This is a genomic window from Mycobacterium sp. UM_CSW (assembly GCF_000455205.1).
Taxonomy (GTDB): Bacteria; Actinomycetota; Actinomycetes; order Mycobacteriales; family Mycobacteriaceae; genus Mycobacterium.
In genome coordinates this window covers 94,715-112,812 of sequence record NZ_AUWQ01000014.1, presented here as the reverse complement: position 1 = coordinate 112,812, position 18,098 = coordinate 94,715, and the positions used below count along the sequence as shown (strand labels likewise).

General features: G+C 63.9%; 18 protein-coding genes. 8 read left to right on the top strand and 10 right to left on the bottom strand.

Going from position 1 to position 18,098, the window contains the following annotated elements; genetic code table 11:
• Window positions 1-22: 22 nt before the first annotated feature.
• Both N415_RS06770 and N415_RS06765 read right to left on the bottom strand, forming a co-directional pair.
• Window positions 23-655, bottom strand: coding sequence for a TetR/AcrR family transcriptional regulator (locus N415_RS06770; protein ID WP_068178636.1), 633 nt, complete (start codon window positions 653-655; stop codon window positions 23-25).
• A 58-nt stretch (window positions 656-713) separates the two neighbouring features.
• A complete protein-coding gene (locus tag N415_RS06765; RefSeq protein ID WP_068178633.1) occupies window positions 714-1,838 on the bottom strand; it encodes a dihydrodipicolinate reductase in 1,125 nt (374 codons plus the stop codon).
• A 138-nt stretch (window positions 1,839-1,976) separates the two neighbouring features.
• Between N415_RS06765 and N415_RS06760 the strand changes: the two genes are divergently transcribed.
• Complete coding sequence (locus N415_RS06760; protein ID WP_068178726.1) at window positions 1,977-3,122, top strand: ABC transporter substrate-binding protein; 1,146 nt, start codon at window positions 1,977-1,979, stop codon at window positions 3,120-3,122.
• Here the strand turns inward: N415_RS06760 and N415_RS06755 are convergent.
• Complete coding sequence (locus N415_RS06755) at window positions 3,114-4,187, bottom strand: dihydrodipicolinate synthase (RefSeq protein WP_068178628.1); 1,074 nt, start codon at window positions 4,185-4,187, stop codon at window positions 3,114-3,116. The genes N415_RS06760 and N415_RS06755 overlap by 9 nt on opposite strands.
• A 116-nt stretch (window positions 4,188-4,303) precedes the next feature.
• Here N415_RS06755 and N415_RS06750 point away from each other — a divergent pair, with 116 nt between their 5' ends.
• Window positions 4,304-5,554 (top strand): cytochrome P450, encoded by a 1,251-nt coding sequence (locus N415_RS06750; RefSeq protein ID WP_068178625.1) that lies wholly within the window; start codon window positions 4,304-4,306, stop codon window positions 5,552-5,554.
• Between the two features lie 12 nt (window positions 5,555-5,566).
• Window positions 5,567-6,631, top strand: coding sequence for a dihydrodipicolinate reductase (locus N415_RS06745; RefSeq protein WP_068178623.1), 1,065 nt, complete (start codon window positions 5,567-5,569; stop codon window positions 6,629-6,631).
• Window positions 6,632-6,681: 50 nt separating this feature from the next.
• Here N415_RS06745 and N415_RS31845 read toward each other — a convergent pair whose 3' ends face one another.
• The 3 genes from N415_RS31845 to N415_RS06730 all read right to left on the bottom strand — a co-directional run bounded on the left by N415_RS31845 (window position 6,682) and on the right by N415_RS06730 (window position 9,485).
• On the bottom strand, window positions 6,682-7,716 hold the full coding sequence (locus tag N415_RS31845; protein ID WP_068178724.1) for a dihydrodipicolinate reductase: 1,035 nt from the start codon (window positions 7,714-7,716) through the stop codon (window positions 6,682-6,684).
• Between the two features lie 172 nt (window positions 7,717-7,888).
• Entirely contained in the window at window positions 7,889-8,692 is an 804-nt protein-coding gene (locus N415_RS06735) for an SDR family oxidoreductase (protein ID WP_068178619.1), read from the bottom strand.
• 34 nt (window positions 8,693-8,726) lie between these two features.
• On the bottom strand, window positions 8,727-9,485 hold the full coding sequence (locus N415_RS06730; protein WP_068178616.1) for an SDR family NAD(P)-dependent oxidoreductase: 759 nt from the start codon (window positions 9,483-9,485) through the stop codon (window positions 8,727-8,729).
• 113 nt (window positions 9,486-9,598) lie between these two features.
• Here N415_RS06730 and N415_RS06725 point away from each other — a divergent pair, with 113 nt between their 5' ends.
• Window positions 9,599-10,441, top strand: coding sequence for an SDR family NAD(P)-dependent oxidoreductase (locus tag N415_RS06725; RefSeq protein ID WP_068178722.1), 843 nt, complete (start codon window positions 9,599-9,601; stop codon window positions 10,439-10,441).
• Between the two features lie 108 nt (window positions 10,442-10,549).
• Window positions 10,550-11,614, top strand: a complete 1,065-nt coding sequence (locus N415_RS06720; protein WP_068178614.1) for a hypothetical protein — start codon at window positions 10,550-10,552, stop codon at window positions 11,612-11,614.
• 36 nt (window positions 11,615-11,650) lie between these two features.
• Here the strand turns inward: N415_RS06720 and N415_RS06715 are convergent, their stop codons facing one another.
• Window positions 11,651-12,463 carry a mycofactocin-coupled SDR family oxidoreductase gene (locus N415_RS06715; RefSeq protein WP_068178611.1) on the bottom strand — a complete coding sequence of 271 codons (813 nt, stop codon included), beginning with the start codon at window positions 12,461-12,463 and terminating at the stop codon, window positions 11,651-11,653.
• An 85-nt stretch (window positions 12,464-12,548) separates the two neighbouring features.
• Here N415_RS06715 and N415_RS06710 point away from each other — a divergent pair, with 85 nt between their 5' ends.
• Entirely contained in the window at window positions 12,549-13,331 is a 783-nt protein-coding gene (locus N415_RS06710) for an SDR family oxidoreductase (RefSeq protein WP_068178607.1), read from the top strand.
• On the opposite strand, the gene N415_RS06705 is transcribed toward N415_RS06710, so the two are convergent.
• Together N415_RS06705 and N415_RS06700 are read right to left on the bottom strand one after the other, a co-directional pair.
• Window positions 13,328-14,407, bottom strand: coding sequence for a dihydrodipicolinate reductase (locus tag N415_RS06705; protein ID WP_255342506.1), 1,080 nt, complete (start codon window positions 14,405-14,407; stop codon window positions 13,328-13,330). The genes N415_RS06710 and N415_RS06705 overlap by 4 nt on opposite strands.
• A 31-nt stretch (window positions 14,408-14,438) precedes the next feature.
• Window positions 14,439-15,227, bottom strand: a complete 789-nt coding sequence (locus N415_RS06700) for an SDR family oxidoreductase (protein WP_068178599.1) — start codon at window positions 15,225-15,227, stop codon at window positions 14,439-14,441.
• Between the two features lie 61 nt (window positions 15,228-15,288).
• Between N415_RS06700 and N415_RS06695 the strand changes: the two genes are divergently transcribed.
• Window positions 15,289-15,780, top strand: coding sequence for a hypothetical protein (locus N415_RS06695; RefSeq protein ID WP_239645464.1), 492 nt, complete (start codon window positions 15,289-15,291; stop codon window positions 15,778-15,780).
• Here the strand turns inward: N415_RS06695 and N415_RS06690 are convergent.
• Window positions 15,777-17,387, bottom strand: a complete 1,611-nt coding sequence (locus N415_RS06690) for a class I adenylate-forming enzyme family protein (protein WP_068178592.1) — start codon at window positions 17,385-17,387, stop codon at window positions 15,777-15,779. The two genes, N415_RS06695 and N415_RS06690, sit on opposite strands and share 4 nt — an antisense overlap.
• Window positions 17,388-17,502: 115 nt before the next feature.
• Here N415_RS06690 and N415_RS06685 point away from each other — a divergent pair, with 115 nt between their 5' ends.
• Window positions 17,503-18,033 carry a nuclear transport factor 2 family protein gene (locus N415_RS06685; protein ID WP_081665100.1) on the top strand — a complete coding sequence of 177 codons (531 nt, stop codon included), beginning with the start codon at window positions 17,503-17,505 and terminating at the stop codon, window positions 18,031-18,033.
• Window positions 18,034-18,098 lie beyond the last annotated feature (65 nt).

Sequence of the window (18,098 nt, the reverse complement as noted above, 5' to 3'; positions counted from 1 at the left end):
CGCGAAGCATTGGCCGCACGGATCACCGCCGCAGGACTTTTTGGGGCTCGACGGCAAATGAGAGCAGGAGACGGTCGAGGACTTTGCCGGCCCGCCGGCGCGCCCTGCTGGGGTTTGCGGCATGCGCCACCAGAAGCGAGGCTTCCTCGAGCGCGGCGACGATCATGTGCGTCAGCTCCCCGACGGGCTGATCGTCGATGATTCCTTCAGCAATCGCCTCGCGGACCACCTCATTGATAAGGGCGATGCTGTTGCCCTCCTGGATTTCGCGCAGGGTTTGCCAGCCCAGTACCACCGGTCCGTCGACGAGTATCACCCGCTGCACCGCGGGCTCCTGTGCCGCTTCCAGGAACCCGTGTAGACCCCTCGTGAGCCGCTCCCAGGGGTCCGTCCCCGGCGGGGGAGCGGCGATGGACCGAAGTGTGAGGTCGTTCTCGACGTCTTCGAACACGGCGCGGAACAGCTCGGCCTTGTCCTTGAAGTGGTGGTAGAACGCACCCCGAGTCCCGACGCCCGACTTGGTCACGATGTCGCTGATGCTCGTGTTGAAAAATCCGTATTCCACGAAGAGTTCGCGCCCCGCGTCGATCAGGTCCAGACGAGTCTGCTCCCCCCTGGCCCTCCGTTCGTCGGCCGCCCCACCGCGCTTCGCCATGCCGGCGATCGTAGCAACATTCAGGTTGAATGTTGAGTTGCCCGGCCGGTTGTTTTCTTCAGCGCACGATCCCGCGAACGGTCATCAGGCCGAGCTCGGCGTGCGACTTGAAACCCGGCGGCGCGTCGCAGATGGCGGGGATCGAGTTCACGGGTTCCATCGCCGTCCAGGCATAGCCGACATAGCCAGGCTTCGCGTGCTCGCGGGCTTCCTGGCTGCCCCGCAGAATCAGCTCGGTTCCCGGATCGCCTTCGATCACCACGCGGTAGTGGTAATACGGCTCCCAATCAGGCTTCGGTTCGATGGCGTCGTGTTCGATGAACGAGTACAACTCGTGCAACGTGATGAATGGCCGGCCGTCCACCCACGCCGTCCACAGGTGATGTTGGGATGCGACGGTGCCCTGCTGGATAACCCCTTTAAGGCCCGGCATGTCCATGTCCGGGGTCCCCTCATAAGGAATATCGCGGGTGGCCGTGCCCAACTCCACGTCGGTCGTGAACTTTTCCACCGTTTTGCCCAGCCCTTCGACGACCATCGTCAGCGACTGCGCGAACAACGACCAGGCATCCTGGAAGAGATTTCCCTTCGCGAACTCGGACGGGGTTTTCCCGAAACCCATTTCGTCCAGATACTTCAGGGTGTCCCTGTTGAAGTTCACCGCCTCGTAGATATGGATGTGGTCGGTCTTGCCGACGATCCGGGCCAGCGTCAGGACGAGCAGGTCCGCCGCATAGCCGGGGTGGATGCCACCTCCATGAAACGAAGTACCGCCCTCTTGGCACGCCGCTTCGATCTTGTCGATGTCCGCGCTGTTGGTCTCGGTCCGATGCCACCACGCGCCACCCGAGGCGACGACGCTTTTACCTCCGCGCAGCAGCCGGCAGATCTCGTCGACGTCCGACCAGAGTGGCGCGTAGAACACGCAGTCGGCGTCGAGGGCTTCCAGGGCCGCCTTGTCCGTGGTTGCGAGCACGCCGATCGGCCCCACCCCGACCAGCTCGCCCGCGTCTCTGCCGACCTTCTCTGGGCGATTGCAGAGCACTCCGACCACTTCGTAGAGAGGGTTGTGTGCGAAGTGCCGCAGCGCCAACGTGCCGACATTTCCCATGCCCCATTGGATGACGCGATACCTCTTGTCGGCGGACGGGCGGTGTGATTGCAGCGGCGATGCGAGCGTCATTGCGTCTCCTTTGGGCGGGCCCACTCGAAAGGTACACCGACAGAGGTCGGATATGCATTTTTCGTAAATCACCGTTTCCGACCCGCGGGGTTCGGGATGCACTCGGTCGCGACAACCTTCATCCTGTATGTTGCCGCTATGGCAGACGATGATGTTCGCGCATACGGTTCGGTCGCTCCGTTGAAAGTTGGCTTGCTCAACGATTATCCGACTACCGGCGACACCGACAGCGACAGCGTCGATGCGCTGCGGCTGGTGATGGATGAAGCCGTATCCTCCGGGCTCATCGACCGGCCGATCGAACTCGTCACCCGCAACGTGGTCGGCCTGCCCAACGGAACGTATCTCGCGGTCGAACGGGCCTTTGACGAGCTTGTGGCGGAGGGTTGTCTGGCGATCTACGGTCCGTGGGTGTCGGACAACGTGGTGCCGCTGCGTTCGCACGTCGATGCCACCGCTCGCGTTCCGATCGTCACCCTCTCAGGTTCGGAGGGTGCGCTCGGCGAGTGGTGCTTCGCGCTGAACAACGGTTCGATGGCCGAGGAGCCGGTGATGCTGGCCGCGGTGATGATCGGCGACGGCCGGTCGCGGATCGCGATTGCCTACGAGTCATCGCTGATCGGCAAGGAGTACCTCGCCTTCGCTCAGAAAGCCTACGACGCAGCCGGTTTGAACGTCGTTGCGACCGTGGCGATTCCGCAGGTGGAGGCCGACAAGACTGAAGCGGTGGCAGCGTTGCGCGCGTCGGAACCCGACGCGCTGGTGCACGTCGGGTTCGGGCACGGTCTGTGGGGCTTTACGGATGCGCTTCTGGCTAGGGGCTGGGATCCGCCGCGGTACACGACAACGGCTTTCGAAATGGCGCACATCAACGCGGAGTGGAGGCGCCACCTGTCCGGCTGGATCGGTCTGGACAGCTACGACGAGCGCAATACCGTCGGGCAGGCGTTCCTCGACCGGTTCGAGGCCCGATACGGACGCCGGCCCGGACATTCGATGCCAGGCTTGTCGCACGACGCGGCCACTGTGATCGTGCGCGCCATCGCCGCGGCGCGCCCGCTGACCGGAGAGGGTGTGAAGAACGGGATGGAGCAGGTGAAGCTCGTTCCATCGGCCAGCGGCGCCCCGGGGACGTTTTTGCGGTTCGGCCGGTTCATCCGGCAGGGCTGGATGGGTTCGGACTATCTCGTGGCCCGACGGGTGCTGGCTGACGGCAGCGCACACGTGTTCCATGCGGCTCCCAGCGACCACATCGCGCGCGCGGTCGCTCTCAGCTCACGCTAGTTGGATCGCACCGAACACCGGCGCGGTCACGATGCCGGGCGGCTGGGCAAGCACGTAGGGGATGGCGCGAACCGCGCCCATCGCGATCATCAGGTGACCTGGGATGGCGTGCTGGCCCGCCGGCGCTGGAGCGTCGGATCCGACGTCGAGCTGCAGTTCGAAGTTCGGCTGGCCTTTGATGACGGCGCGGATGAGCGGCGCCTTCGCGCCGGGCGCCAGCGGTGCCATATTCCACTGGGGAAGGTCGCGGGTGAGTACCCACTCCTCGTGGATGGCCAGCAGCGGGCGCCCCGACCAGTGACCGGTCCACGAGAATCGCTGCCCGACAACCGTTCCCGCCTCGATCGTCCCCGCGAGGACCTCGATGTCATGGGGCAGCGTGGTCGCGTCGACCGTCACGTCGATGTGCGACAGGCTGATCCCCAGGACGTCGGCCGTGGCGTTGAGCGCCTGGCGGTAGGCCATGTCGAGCTTTTTGATGATCGGGGAATCGACGCTGACGTCCTCGGGCGGCCTGCCCATGCCCATCAGGTCGACGAGCATCGGCCGGCTGTCGACGGCCGAAACGTCGGTGGCTTCATAGAGGTCGATCCGGTCGATCGTCTTGCTCAACCCCGTCACCGTGGCGACCAGGCGCTCGAACATGAAACCGGGGTTCTCGCCGGCGGCGTGGAACCGCGACCCGCCCCGTCGGCAGGCTTCGACGAACGCCGCCTCGGTTTCCGCGCCGTAGGTGGGCAAATGGTTGTACGACGTCGTCGTGATGACCGTGCTGCCCGCCGCGAGTAGCCGGCAGATGTCCTCGGCATTCGTCTCGATCGCGTGGGCCTTGCTGGCCGCGTGCACGACGACATCGGCGCCCAGCGCGATGATGTCGTCCTTGTCCGCCGTGGCGATCACGCCCGTTGTCGGCGGCAGCCCGCACAGCGCGCCGGCGTCAAGGCCGGTTTTTGCCGGGTCGTACACCAGCACACCGACCAGTTGATAATGAGGATTCTCGATGAGTTCCTGCAGCGCGGCGCGACCAACCGCGCCCGTCGCCCATTGCGCTACTCGAATAGCCAATCAAACTCTCCAGGTTGTGCTTTCGCAATTTGCCGGGGTTCTGGTTCGTTCAACCTACATGATGTACGTTTGCAACCGACAGCATGTAGGTTGATCGAGCGTACGCGAGGTGGCACGTGGTCGAGCCGGCGGTTACCGACGACTTCGAAACGATCCGGGCGCAGCGCATCCGCGAGGCACAGGAGAAGTTCAACGCCGGGATGGGCGCCGACGGCGACGCGACCCCCTATCCGTTGCTGCGCGAACTGCGCGATAAGGCGCCCGTTCACCCAGGCTGGCCGGAGATGGGCGTCCCTGAGGACGGGCCGGCGGGCAAGAAGACATTCACGGCGTACTCGTTCGACGCCGTCAAAGCCGTCTTCACCGACAATCTCACCTTCAGCACGCGAATCTACGAAGACATGGTGCGGCCGCTACAGGGACCGACCATCCTGGAGATGCAGGAGCCGGAGCACGCCACTTACCGCCGGTTGCACGAGTTCGCCTTCGCCAAGTCCTCGATGAAACGTTGGGACTCCGAACTGGTGGAGCCGCTGGTCGATCGCACGATCGCGAAGTTCCGCGACGACAAGCGTGCCGACTTGGTCGACGCGGTATTCATGCCGATCCCGGTGCGGATCATCGCGGCGCTTCTCGGATTGCCGGAATCAGATATCCGAGAGTTTCACCGGCTGGCGATCGACCTGCTCGGCTTTCGTGCAGACATGGAGACCGCCATGAAAGCGTCGGCGGAGATGAAGGAGTACTTCGTCGGCGTGCTCGCCGATCGACGCAAGTCGCCGAAGGACGACATGGTGACCATCCTGTCGCAGGCCGAGATCGACGGCGTCAAAATGTCCGACGAGCAAATCTACGGATTCATGCGCAATCTTCTACCCGCCGGAGCGGAGACCACGTCGCGATCCACAGCGAGCCTCGCGCTGGCCCTGTTGACCCACACCGACCAACTCGACGCGGTCCGCGCCGACCGCAGTCTGTTGCCGCAAGCGATCGAGGAGGGCATCCGGTGGGAGACGCCTCTGCTCAATTTCATTCGAGAGGTCAGCACCGACACCGAATTCTTCGGAATGGACATCCCGAAAGGATCGACCATGATGGTGAACCTCGGCAGTGCCAACCATGACGAGACGCGCTGGGACGACCCCGAATCCTTCAACATCTTCCGGGAACGCAAGCCGCACATCGGGTTCGGTCACGGAGCCCATCTATGCCTCGGAATGCACTTGGCACGGTTGGAGAGCACCAAGTTCTTCAACGCGCTCTTCGACCAACTTCCGGGCCTGCGGCTCGATCCCGACGCCCCGCCGCCCTATGTGAGCGGCACGATGTTCCGTTCGCCGCCGCGGCTGGACGTGGTATGGGATTGAGGTTCGCCTGATATGACCCGCGTGATCCAATGGGCGACCGGGGTGACCGGAATGATGTCGCTGCGCCACGTGTTGGGCCGTCCGGACCTGGAATTGGTCGCCGTGCGGGTGTACGACCCGGCAAAAGCCGGCCTCGACGCGGGCACCTTGTGCGGGGCTCCCGATGCGGGCGTGCTGACCTCTGCCGACCGTGACGCCGTGATCGCCACCGACGCCGACGTCGTGCTGTATATGGGAAAGGTCGAAACCGACACGCCCGGCTGCTTTTCCGATGTCTGCGACTTGCTGGCTTCGGGCAAGAACGTGGTGGCCACCGGCAGCCGGTTCATCCATCCCCGGTCGCTGCACGAATCGCTGGCCGACGGCATCGAAAAAGCTTGTCGTGCGGGCGGTTCCTCGTTCCTCGGGCTGGGCCTATACCCGGGCTTCGTCGGTGAGTCACTGGCGCCGATTCTGACGCGACTCACGGAGCGCACCAGCCGCATTAGTGTGCGGGAGGTGCTGAACTACTCGACCTACGCCAGCCACGACCTGATTTTCAACGCGATGGGTTTTGGTCATGCACCGGACGACACGACGCCCTTGCTGACCAACACCGACTACGCCGCGAGCGCCTGGATCGGCAGCGCGACGGTGCTGGCGCAGGCGCTCGGGCTCGAGATTCGATCCGTCGAGGGGTTTCGCGAGGTCGCGACGACACCGAGGGCGCTGACGGTGGCGGCCGGGGAGATACCCGCGGGAACCGTGGGCGCCATGCGATTTGGTGTGGTGGTCGACTGCGGCGAGACCACGCTCGCGATAGAGCATCTCACCAGGATGGCCGACGATCTGGCCCCCGACTGGCCCACGGAGATCGGTTATCAGGTGGCTTTCGAGGGCAAGCCCAACATGAGTTTCCATCTCGTGATCGGCGCCCAGGACGAGGATCACGCCGAACAGGGTTGCCTGGCAACGGCCATGCATGCCATCAACGCCATCCCGGCCGTGATTGCGGCTGAGCCGGGGCTTTACGACCTCTCGACGATCGCCCCGTTCGTCGCGCACTGGACCGAGCGCGGCGTCATGCCGACGGCGTAGAAGTCCGCCGGAGCGCACCGCGGAACAGCGAGCACAGTCGGTTCCACGCGTCAGTCTGCGTTGACGGGCCCGCCGCCGAAACCCGTATAGCTGCGGATCAGCGGCAGATCCGCCATCGTGGCGAAACCCGCGGGCGCGGAACATATCGCGGGTATGGCATTGACGACCTGCATCGCAACGGCGACAAGCCCAGCCCGCACATGCTCCTCGACCGACGCCGGCCGCGTGTAGCTGGCCAGGCAGAAGAAATGCACCCGCATCGATGGGTCCCCTTCGAGCGTGAGGGTCCAGCCGTCTTGCGGTGTGGGCCAATGGTCGGGGTATTCTCCACCAACCGTCCACAGCGTCTCGAACTCGATGAGCGGCTCGCCGTTGCGGAGTCCAACGAAGTTCCAGCGCTGACCGGCGGTCGTGCCCGCGCGCACCTGATGCTCGAAGATCTGGAAGTCCTTTGTCGCCGGCACCGCGTCGACGCTGACCGTGACATCGTCGATCGCCGCGTTCAAGGTGTCGGCGATGAACCAGGTCTGTTGGGTGAACAAGGCGGTGTTGAACGTCAGGAACTCGTTAGCCGTGGGGGTGATGTCCTCGGGAGGTCGTCCGAACCACATTCCGTCGAAGGTGATTCCGGTGCTTTCCCACAGCGACCAATCGGCGCGCTCCTGCAGGGTGAACCGGTCGATAGTGCGGCTCATCCCGGACAGGGCCAGCGGCAGCACGCCGGAGAGGTTGCCCGGGTTGAGACCACTGGCGTGGATCGTGCTGTTGCCCTTCTTGCATGCCGCCAACAGCCGCCGGCGGTCGGCATCGCCGATGCGCCGGGGATGGAACAGAAACGAGACCGTCGCAACGTTTTTCCCGCTCTCCAGCAGCGCGCACACATCGTCGAGGCTTGTGAAAGATGGTGCGTAGAGGACGATGTCGGCGTCCGTCGCCAGAATTTCGGCGACATCGGTGGTGGCGGTGACGCCAATCGGGCTCCGGTCGGCCAGCGTCCCAACGTCGACACCATGTTTGAAGTCGGAATACACCCGCGCCCCGACCAGTTCGAGATCGGGCCGATGGTCGAGGATCGTGTTGATCATCTCAGTGCCCACAGCGCCGGTCGCCCACTGGATGACTCGAAGTCGTCGGGAATGCGCGGTCAATTTCTGGACTCCCTTCAAACCCTGGTGAGGACGCTTACTCTAGCCGCGCCGGTAATCTTTACTCTCACGTTGCGTGGGGTCACGTTCTCAACGGGCGTCCTCACCTCCGCTAGATGAAGTCCGACCCGCCGTCGACGTTGACGGTGGCTCCGGTCACGTAGCCGTTTCGCCGTGACGCCAGATATGCGGTGACGGACGCGACCTCTTCGGGCAACCCGGCACGACCGACGTCACAGGGATGCCCGTAGGTCTTCTCGACCCACCTCATGACATCCTTCGGATCGGACGAGTCCAGCCCATCTGCGGCCAGCACATCGCGAAGGATCTCGGTGAAACTAGCCGTTACGATGGTGCCCGGGCACACACAGTTGACCAGGATGCCCTCGGCGCCAAGGCTTTTAGATAAGTTCTTGGTAAAGCTCGACAGTGCCGATTTGCTAGCCGTATAGGCGACCAGACGCGGGCTCTGGCGCTGGATCGAGTGTGCCGAGAGGGTAACGATGCGAGCCCAGTCGGCCGATCGCAACAATGGCAGTGCGGCGCGGACCGAGCGCACCGCCGAGAGCATGCCGAGATCGAATGCCGCGTGCCAGTCGTCGTCGTCAAGCTCCTCGAACGCGCCCGCATTAGGACCGACCGTGTGCACCAGGACATTCAGGCGGCCCCAGGCATCATCAACGGCTGCGAACCCCGCCGCGATGGACACCGCGTCGGCCATGTCGACGCTGATCGCCAGCACCTCGGGGGCGCCCGCCCGCCGGATTTGCTCCGCAGCCGCGTCCAACGTGGTCCGACCGCGTGCCATGATTGCCACCGAAGCGCCCTCGGCCCCGAGGCTCTCGGCGACTGCCAGGCCCATCCCCTTGCTGCCTCCGCTCACGACCGCCGTCGCACCCTCGAAGCCAAGGTCCATTGACCTGTCCTTTCGTAGAGTTGCCGATGAAGCGCTACTGGCCCTTAACGATTCGGGGCGCCAGATGCACGATTTCGCTGACCACAGTGGGGTTCGCACGCGAAACGGCGATCAGGGAAAGCATCGCGTTGGCCACGTCCACGACGGCGGACATCTTGGCGGGAATCTGGCCTTTCTGCGCCCAGGACCGGTACAGATCGGCGAGCAGGTCGCGGTCGGCGCCGCGCAGGATCTCGGTGTCTTCGGTGGGACCGACGCTTACCCGGATCACCGCGAGGTCGGGATGCTCGGCCCGCCAGGACCGCAGGATCTCGTCGAGCGCCGCCTTGCTCGCGTGGTAGGCGGCAACGCCTGCACGGGGCCGGCCGACGTCGTGGCTCGACGCGACGACGACCACCGCGTTGTCCGCCAAGTGTGGCAGGGCCGCTCGCAACACGTGAGAGGCGCCGACTGCGTTAACGGAGAACGCATGCAGCCAGGTCTGCACATCGGTGTCCTCGATCAGCGCGAATGGCACCACGGCACTGGTGAACACCACCGCGTCGAGCCCGCCGAACTTGGCGGCGACGTCGCCGATGACGGATTCGATGGCTTGCGGGTCGGACACGTCGAGCTCGTATGCCGAGCCGTCGAGCCGATCGGCAAGTTCCGATAGGCGATCCAACCGCCGTGCGGCGAGTGCCACCTCGGCGCCCCTGGCGTGGGCGGCATTTGCCAACGCCTGCCCGATGCCGGAGGACGCTCCGATGATCAGCATCCGCGTTCCAGCGATGTTGGAGTGCCGGTCGCTCATTTCCCGCTTCTTTGACTAATTGATGATTAGGGTTACCGCGATTCTCTCATATGAGAATTAACATTATCGATAGCGTGGAGCAACATTGCTCCGTCGTGGAAACAGGAGGCGACATGATCGACTTCAAGGGCAAGGTTGCGCTTGTCACCGGCGCGGGTGCGGGCATCGGACGCGCCACGGCGATGGCATTCGCCGACCTGGGCGCGTCGGTCGTCGCACTCGAACTCGACTCTGCGCGGTCTGAGGACCTGCGCAGCCTGCTCGACGAGCGGGGGCTCGTAGTCACCGGCGACGCGACCGCCGCCGCCGACGTGACGGCGCTCGCCGAGACGATCGGCAAGCGGTATGGGCGTCTTGACGTGCTGGTGAACAACGTCGGCCATTTCGTGACGCGACCGACGCCTTTCGAGCGGCTCACCGACGAGCAGATCGATGACGTTTATCGGGTGAATCTCAAGCACATCTTCCTGGTCAGCCGCGCCATGCTGCCCCTGCTGCGCGCCGCCGACGGGAACGCGAGCATCACAAACGTCTCGTCGATCGAGGGCTTCCGGGGGATACCTCGGTTTGCGGTATACGGCGCGTTCAAGGCTGCGGTGACGGGCTTTACGATGAGCCTCGCCCTCGAATTGGGCCCGGAGGGCATCCGGGTGAATGCCGTGGCGCCCGAGACAACCGATAGCGCCCAGGTGCCGCTCGACCGCATGATTCACGAATCGCACCGGCATCATATTCCGCGCTGGATTCCGCTGGGCCGCTTCGGGACCCCGCAGGACATTGCGGGCTGCGTTCTGTTTCTGGCGAGCCCGCTGGCCGCCTGGGTGTCGGGGACTGTGGTGCATGCCGACGGCGGAGCGCTGGCCGCCGCGGGGTGGTATCGGGACGATCAGGGGACGTGGACAAACATGCCTGTCATCAAAGGCAACAGCGGGAAGCCCGCGGAGACGGTGGGCTGATCCCAGACGATCCTGTCACACCTTGTTCGCGGTTCGCGATAACGTCTATTCTCAACCGGTCGGACGTGTTATCTCGGGACGTGGAAGAAGGGATTGTCGGGCTGCCACATGACGAACCCCGTTGACTACGGTACCGATTCGGCTTTCATCGAGCCGGTTGGGCCGGGCGGCGGGCGTTCGTTGTGCAGGGCTGGGTGGGGGCTGTTTATCGTGGCCTACCTGGTCTTCGCAATCGTGACCGTTGCGAACATCCAATCGGGTACTCACGACAATCCCCGGATCACCAACCCAAACCCGGGTCCGGCACCGTATCCGCCGTTCCTCGGCTTCGACAACTGGCCGTTGGCAGTTGGTCTCAGCTCAATTCCAATGGCGATCGGCCTGATCGGAACGCTGGTGTGGCTCTCGGTGCGACAGCGCAAGGTGCACTGGACGGTGGTGATCGCTTTCGCCGGCCTGATCACTGGGGCGCTGGATCCCTTGGCCAACTGGGCGACATTCGCGATCTTCGACCCGCGCATGCTGCACTTTCCGCTGTCCTGGCCGTACGTGAACATTTCGCCGGACCTGGAGCCCGCGCTGGCCTTTCTCGGCGGATACGCCGCGTACTACCTCCTCAACGGTTTAGCTTTCCTGAAGCTGCATGACCGATTTGTCGACCCGCTGATGCGGCGCACGAGTTGGTTCGCCCGCCATCGACTGGTGGCGGTGTTCCTCGGCGCAACACTGGTCGCAATCCCAATCAATGGGCTGATCCAGTTCACCTGGATGCGTTTCGGCATTTTCTTCTACACCGAAGCGGTCGGGCCGGTATTGCGAGTCGGCCATCTCTATTTCCCACTGATCATGGCGGTATACGACTCGATCATCTTCGGGATGGTCGCCGCGATGTGTGTCCGCGACGAGCACGGCGGGCTGGTCCTGATCAACCGCATTGCGCGCTGGGTTCCGGCGCGGGGGCGCGACAACACCGTCACCTTGACGCGCCAGCTCCTCGTGTCGGTTGCGGTGGGGCTGCTTTCGTTCAGCGTGCCGCTGGCGGCGCTGTCCGCGCTGCGGGCCGCGGGATTGTCCGCGCCCGCGTACGAGCAGAATCCGTACCCGAATGTCAAGGTGTACGACCCTTATGGGCATCTCGAGGAAGCAGGCAAGCCTGGACCCTTCTACAAGTGAGCCACTTCGTTCGACTCGTGCGGGAGCGCGGTCCTGCTACGCCTGGGCGACTCCGACGTCAACGGAAATGGCCGCCGCGGTAACAAATCTCGACTCATCCGACGCGAGCCACGCAACAGCGTTGGCGACGTCGTCGGGCATCGTCACCGCGTTGGGAAGGAGTTGTTTGCTGAAGCCGTACTGAGGATGCGGGTACGATTCCGCTGCCTGCTGCATCGCTTCGATCATCCGCCCACTACCCATCGGCGTCGCGACCGATCCAGGATGGAGACTGTTCACCCGGATGTCGTACCGGCCGAGTTCCACTGCGAACGAGCGCGCGAGTCCAGTGACGCCGTGCTTACTCGCGGTGTAGGCCACCATAAAAGGCTCTACCTTCAGCCCCGCGACGGATCCGATGAGGATGATCGACCCGCCCCGCCCACCGGCAATAATGTGCTTCGCGCCGGCCATCACCGTGTTCCAAGTCCCGACCAGGTTGATGTTGACGGTGTCCTGAAAATCGCTGGGGGAGGCTTGATCCCAAGCGGCCGGGCAGCAAATACCGGCGTTGGCGACGATCACATCGAGCCGGCCTAATTGGGCGACGCCCTTGTCGACCGCGGCACACAACGCGTCGTAATCGCGGGTGTCGACGATCGCGGTGACGGCGCGTCTGCCGTTCGCAGCGACGAGGTCGGCGCTTTCGGCCAACTCCTCGGGGATGGCCGAATCGTATGGGACGCTTGGCGGCAGTGGGCCCGCGATGTCGACGAGGATGGTGTCGGCGCCGTCGGCGCTCAACCTGACGGCGTGGGCACGGCCCTGGCCGCGGGCGGCTCCCGTGATGAATACAACCTTGCCGGTCATGTCTGGCACACAGGTACGCTACATCAGCACGCCGCCTATGAGAACTTCCTTTATCTTTGGCCGAGAATGAGTATTCTACGATCGCATGGGTGTACTTGACGGACAGACCGCGTTCATTCTGGGCGCCTCGGCCGGAATCGCTCAGGCGAGTGCCAGGCTGTTGGCCGCCGACGGTGCGACGCTATACCTGCTCGGCAGGTCGAGCACGCGCCTGGAAGCGACCCGCGAGGGCATCCTCGCCGTAGCTCCGGAGGCCGAAGTCGTACTCGACAAGGGCGATCCGGAAGACGAGGCGACCGTCGCAGCAGCCGCCCAGGCGGCCTTTGACGTCAACGGGCGGCTAGACATCGTCCTCGGGACGGTGGCCATCGGGGGCACAGGTCCGTTGATCGAGCAGGACCTCGAGACCTTCACCAACTTCGTCATGGGCAATCTGCGGTCCAATTTCCTGGCGATGCGCTACTCGGCCCCGCTGATGACGAACGGCGGGTCAATCGTGTTCATCTCGTCGACGTCATCGAAGATCCCGATGGAGGGACTCGGGCACTATTCGGCCGGCAAGGCCGCGCTCGAGATGATGATCCGGGTGGCGGCATCGGAACTCGGGCCGAAAGGAATTCGCGTCAACGCCGTCCGGCCGGGTTTGACCGAGGCGGCCACCACCCAGGGCTACATTCACCTGGAGGAGTTGACCAGCAGCTTCCTTGAACGTGTCCCGTTGGGCCGGCTTGGGGTCTCCGACGATATCGCGCCCGGCGTCCGGTACCTCGCCGGCCCCGAGTCGAGTTGGATGACCGGGCAGAGTTTCGCGATCGACGGCGGCAACGAGGTGAGGGGCGCGCCTCGTGGCCCGATGTTCACCGTCTAGCCGAAATCCAATGCGTCGCGGGGCGCGGTGATCGGCAGATCCAGCGAGGTGGCGATGCCGGGGGCGGCATCGACAACGTAAGGGATGGCGTTGACCACGCGCATGGCTGTCGCCTCCATGGCATCGTCGTTCGCGGACTTCGCCGTCGGTTCGGTACCGAACCGAAGATCGCAGTGGATGTGCGGTTCGCCTTCGATGACGATGCGGTAGGTGCCGTGCGGCGCCGACGCCCATTCGGGTGCGAGATCGGGGGCCATGCGGTTGATGTGTTCGATGGTGATGACCGGATGGCCGCCGACGACACCAGTGGTCTCGGCACGCACCGCCCCACAGGTGCCGGCAGGTATCAGCCCGCACGCCACGTGGAGGTCGCGTGGCGTGATCACCCGCTCGTAACGTTCCGTCACCTCGTCGAGCTCAACGCCGAGGGCTCGTGCCACCAGACCTATCGGTGGTCCCCAGGCGAACCGCTGTGCGCCTTCCAGCTCGAGCAGCGGCGTGAAGTCCAGCGGACGACCGAAGCCCATCGCGTCGAACATCGAGTACTCATTGGGGTAGGCCGAGTAGTCGATGATCTCCTGCGCGCGGACCGATCGGATGGTGTTGGACAGGGTCGACAGCATGACGGCGAACTGATCACCGGCGAAACCCGGTTCGATACCCGAGGTGTATATCGTGACGCCGCCGGCGAGCGCCGCCGCTCGCACTTGATCTGCCAGATCGGGAATCCATCTGTCGGGAAACATCATTCCCGGTGTGTTGGTCGTGACGACGTTGATGCCGGCGTTCAGAAAACGGACATAGTCGGGAACTGCGGCCGCATCCATGTCGGCACCCAAAGCTGCGTAGACCACGCAGTCTGGCCTGAGCTTGATGATGTCGTCGAGGTCGGATGTGGTCGTCACGCCGATGGGGCCAAGGCCGACGATCTCGCCGGCGTCGCGCCCGGTCTTCTCGGGACTGTGCACCCACACCCCGATCAGGTCGAGGTGCGCTCGGCGGTTGATCGCCCGCACCGCGATGCTGCCCACACCGCCTGTCGATATGACCGCTACGCGTAACACTTTGTCGGGCACGGGCCTTGCTCCTTCGCTCGGTGCTTCGTGGCTACAGATCGGGGATCGGAAGTGATGAATTCGGCCCTTGCAGGCCACCGTCGACGATGAAGGTCGAATTGGTGGCGTAACAATCCCTAGTGCACAGGTACAACGTCAGCCGGCCGAGGTCTGCGACGTCACCAATACGATGCAGCGGCGTCAGCTCTTTCAATTTCTCCTCGGAGCCGGGCATCAGGTCGAAGCTCGACTGCAGCCCGGTCGTCATGAATGCACCCAGGGCGATGGCATTCACGCGGATCTTGGGGGCGAGCTCTTGGGCCATGGCTCGGGTCAGTGCTTCGAGCCCGCCCTTGGCCACCGAGTAGGGCAGTAATCCGCGGATTCCGAATCGACCGGCTCCGGAGGAGATGTTGACGATCGAACCCCGCCCCACATCCAACATGTGGGGCACGGCAAGCTGGCTCATGACGAAGGCGGTTGTGACGCAGTAGTCGAACGTTTGGCGAAGGTTATCGTCGGTGAGGCTCAGAAACGGTCCGTAGGTGGCGAAACCAACGTTGTTGACCAGTATGTCGATGCGGCCGAACTCGTCGACCGCGGTCCGCACCACACGCTCGCTGTCGGAGCGCTCGAGCGCGTCGGCAGTGAGCGCAAGGCCCTTTCCGCCCGCTTCTTCGATTTCCGTGATCGTGCGTTGCACCTCGGACGTCGTTCGGGCCGTGCCGACGACCGTGGCACCTGCCTCTGCGAGGACCTTCGCGATGCCCTCGCCGACACCTCGCCCGGCGCCGGTGACTATCGCAACCTGACCGTCTAGCTTGAACTGTTCCAGTGCCACGACGCGCCTCTCTGCGCAGATTTGTGCATATGCAGCCGCAAATCTACCGCAATGAGAATCAATGTTTCCGAATTCGGAGGTAATCCTTCTCCGACATCGTAAAGTCATTCACATGTCCGGGGCACTGCCACTGTTGCACCACGTTGTTTTCGCGATCGGCCTCGAGCGACTCGACCTTGCCGCGGATTACCTGAGCGCTCTGGGTTTTCAGTTCCAAGCTTTCGAACTGGAGCACCTCGGCCTGCAGATCCGCCTCGACTGGGATCGCGGGTTCGAGCTCATCGCGCCCACCGCGGCCGCGCCAACCGAGGCGGGTACAGCGGCGGACTTTCTGGCCCGCAACGGCGACGGGCTGTTCTCGGTGATCGTGCGTACCGCCGATTGTGCTGCCGGCGAACACATCGCCGCGCGATACGGCGTCAAGTCGGACTTCCGGCAGCGGCACGAGGGCGACGGCTTCGAGTTGACCGAAGTCAAGCTCGAGCCGCTGTTCGGCATCCCGTTGACGCTGATGAGTACGAACATGGCTGACGGACAACCGATTAACCCTTAGCGGGCCGACAACAGCCCGCTGAGCTGCCGCGCCAATTCCGACTTCTTCACCTTCCCGGTCGCCGTGAAGGGGAGATCCTGTTTCGTGGTGACCCAGATGAACTTCGGCACCTTGTACGCCGAGAGCCGGCCACGCAGCTGCGCCCGCAAGCCCTCGCCGTCCAGCGCTGATTCGCCGCGCGGCACCACCGCGGCGGCGACCACCGTTCCGTGATCGCTCTGGGCTCCGACCACGTATGCCTCGAGCACGCCGTCGCACTCGGCCAGTGCCAGTTCGACTTCGCTGGGGGTGACGTTGGTGCCGCCACCCGTCTTGATCAGATCACCCAACCGCCCGGTAAATTTGATCCAACCGTCGTCGTATTCGACGCCGCAGTCGCCGGTCCGGTAGTAGCCGTCCGGGGTGAACACCTCTTCCCGCTCACGCTTGTGCAAACGTTGCATCAACGAGTACCCGCGCACCCAGATTTCGCCTGATGTGCCGATGGGCGCCGGCTGTGCTGTGTCGGGGTCGACGAGCAAGTGCTGGAGCCCCTCGATTGATACGCCGCCCGTTTCTGACCGATCGGGCGGTTGCGGCACATACGGGTCGACCCCGATGTGATTGCCGCACAATTCCGTCATGCCCAGAGCATTCGGGCCCTTGGGTCGCCGCTCGGGTGGCACCATTGCGGGCATACTGGTGCGTTCCACCGAGCTCAGATCGCGTGCGGAGAAGCCGGGATGTTCGGCCAGCGTCTTGCCCTGCTGCGGCCAGCCCAGCGTGATCGTCGCGCGGTGGCGCTCCATCAGGTCCAAGGCCTCAGCGGGGTCGAATGCGGGCTGCGTGACCAGCGTCGCGCCGTGGTGGATTACCGCATGCAACCCGGTGATCAGTCCCCCCACCCAGAAAAAGGGCATTGCCGTAAACATGACGGAATCGTGGGTGACGCCATAGCTGAAGGTGAGGTTGTAGGTGTGGCGGACCAGCGTTCCGTGGGTGTGCACCGGCCCCTTGGGGTCACCGGTACTTCCAGAGGTGTAAATGATCATCACGTCGTCAGCCGGTGTCACGCACGATTCCACGTCGACGAGGAAGTCGCTATCGCCGGCGGACACTGCGCCATCGGCGTTGATCATTGTCGTCCAGGGCCGATCGGAGGGTCCCCACACCGCGACGGTCCGCAGAAACGGGGCTTTTCGCACCGCGATGCGGCCTGGTTCAGGTTGATTGGCGAGCCCCGGCAGCGCTTCCTCCAGACGGTCGAGGAAGTCCTGATTGCGGAATCGTGACCAGGAGAGGATCGCCTTCAGGTCGGCATGACGCGCAGTCCAGGCCAGTTCGGACGCCCTGTAGAAGGTGTTGAGTGGAACGGCCACCGCGCCGATGCGTGTGGTGGCAAACCAGGCCAGCGCCCAGTCGACGCTGTTGGGCATCAGGATTCCGACATGATCGCCTTTGCCGATGCCCTGCGCCAACAGGGTGGTCGCCAGTGCAGCCGAGCGTCGATCGAGATCGGCATAGGTCAACACCTGGTCGTCGGCGATGAGGAAAGCCTTAGCTCCGAAGCGTGCTGCGGAAAATCTCACCAGGGCGGGAATCGTGGGTGAGATCTTCGGGAAGGGCATGACCGCAGGATAGTAGGCTTTCCGGAAAACGGTAACACCGGTTCTCGCTCACCGGGCTCCGCTTACAATATCCGCCATGGCCACAGAAATGCGGAGCTCAAGAGCCGACGACAGATTGGACCGGGTGGAATCGAGCCTCGCAATCAGTCAGCTGCCCAGCAAATATGCGATGGCCCTCGATGCCCGGGACCTCGACGCCTTGGTGGCCCTGTTCGTCGACGATGTCGACGCAGGCGCGGAGGGCAGTGGCCGGGATGCGTTGAAGCGTTGGTACGACCGCGTGCTTCGACGGTTCTACCGCAGCATTCATCTGATCTGTGGTCACCAATTCGACTTCTTCGATGCCGATTATGCAAGTGGATCTGTCTACTGCCGGGCGGAACACGAGGACGGCGATGGTTGGTATGTGATCACGATGCGTTACGACGACGTCTATGAGCGCCGCGATGGCCAGTGGTGTTTCGTGAAGCGGCGCGAGCATCCCTGGTATTCAGTCGATGTGACGGAGCGACCGGGGCCAGAGTTCATGCGCTGGCCGACCGACATTCCGTTGCGCGCGGCCATGCCCCAACGCATGCCGACTTGGCAGGCTTTTTGGGCCGATGGGGATCCGGGCCTGCCGGAACGGCTGTCGGCGTGCCCGTAGGTCCGTTCCGCATGGTGCCCTTGGTTTACAAGCTGGGCGGAAACTGACATTCTCATTCAATGTGA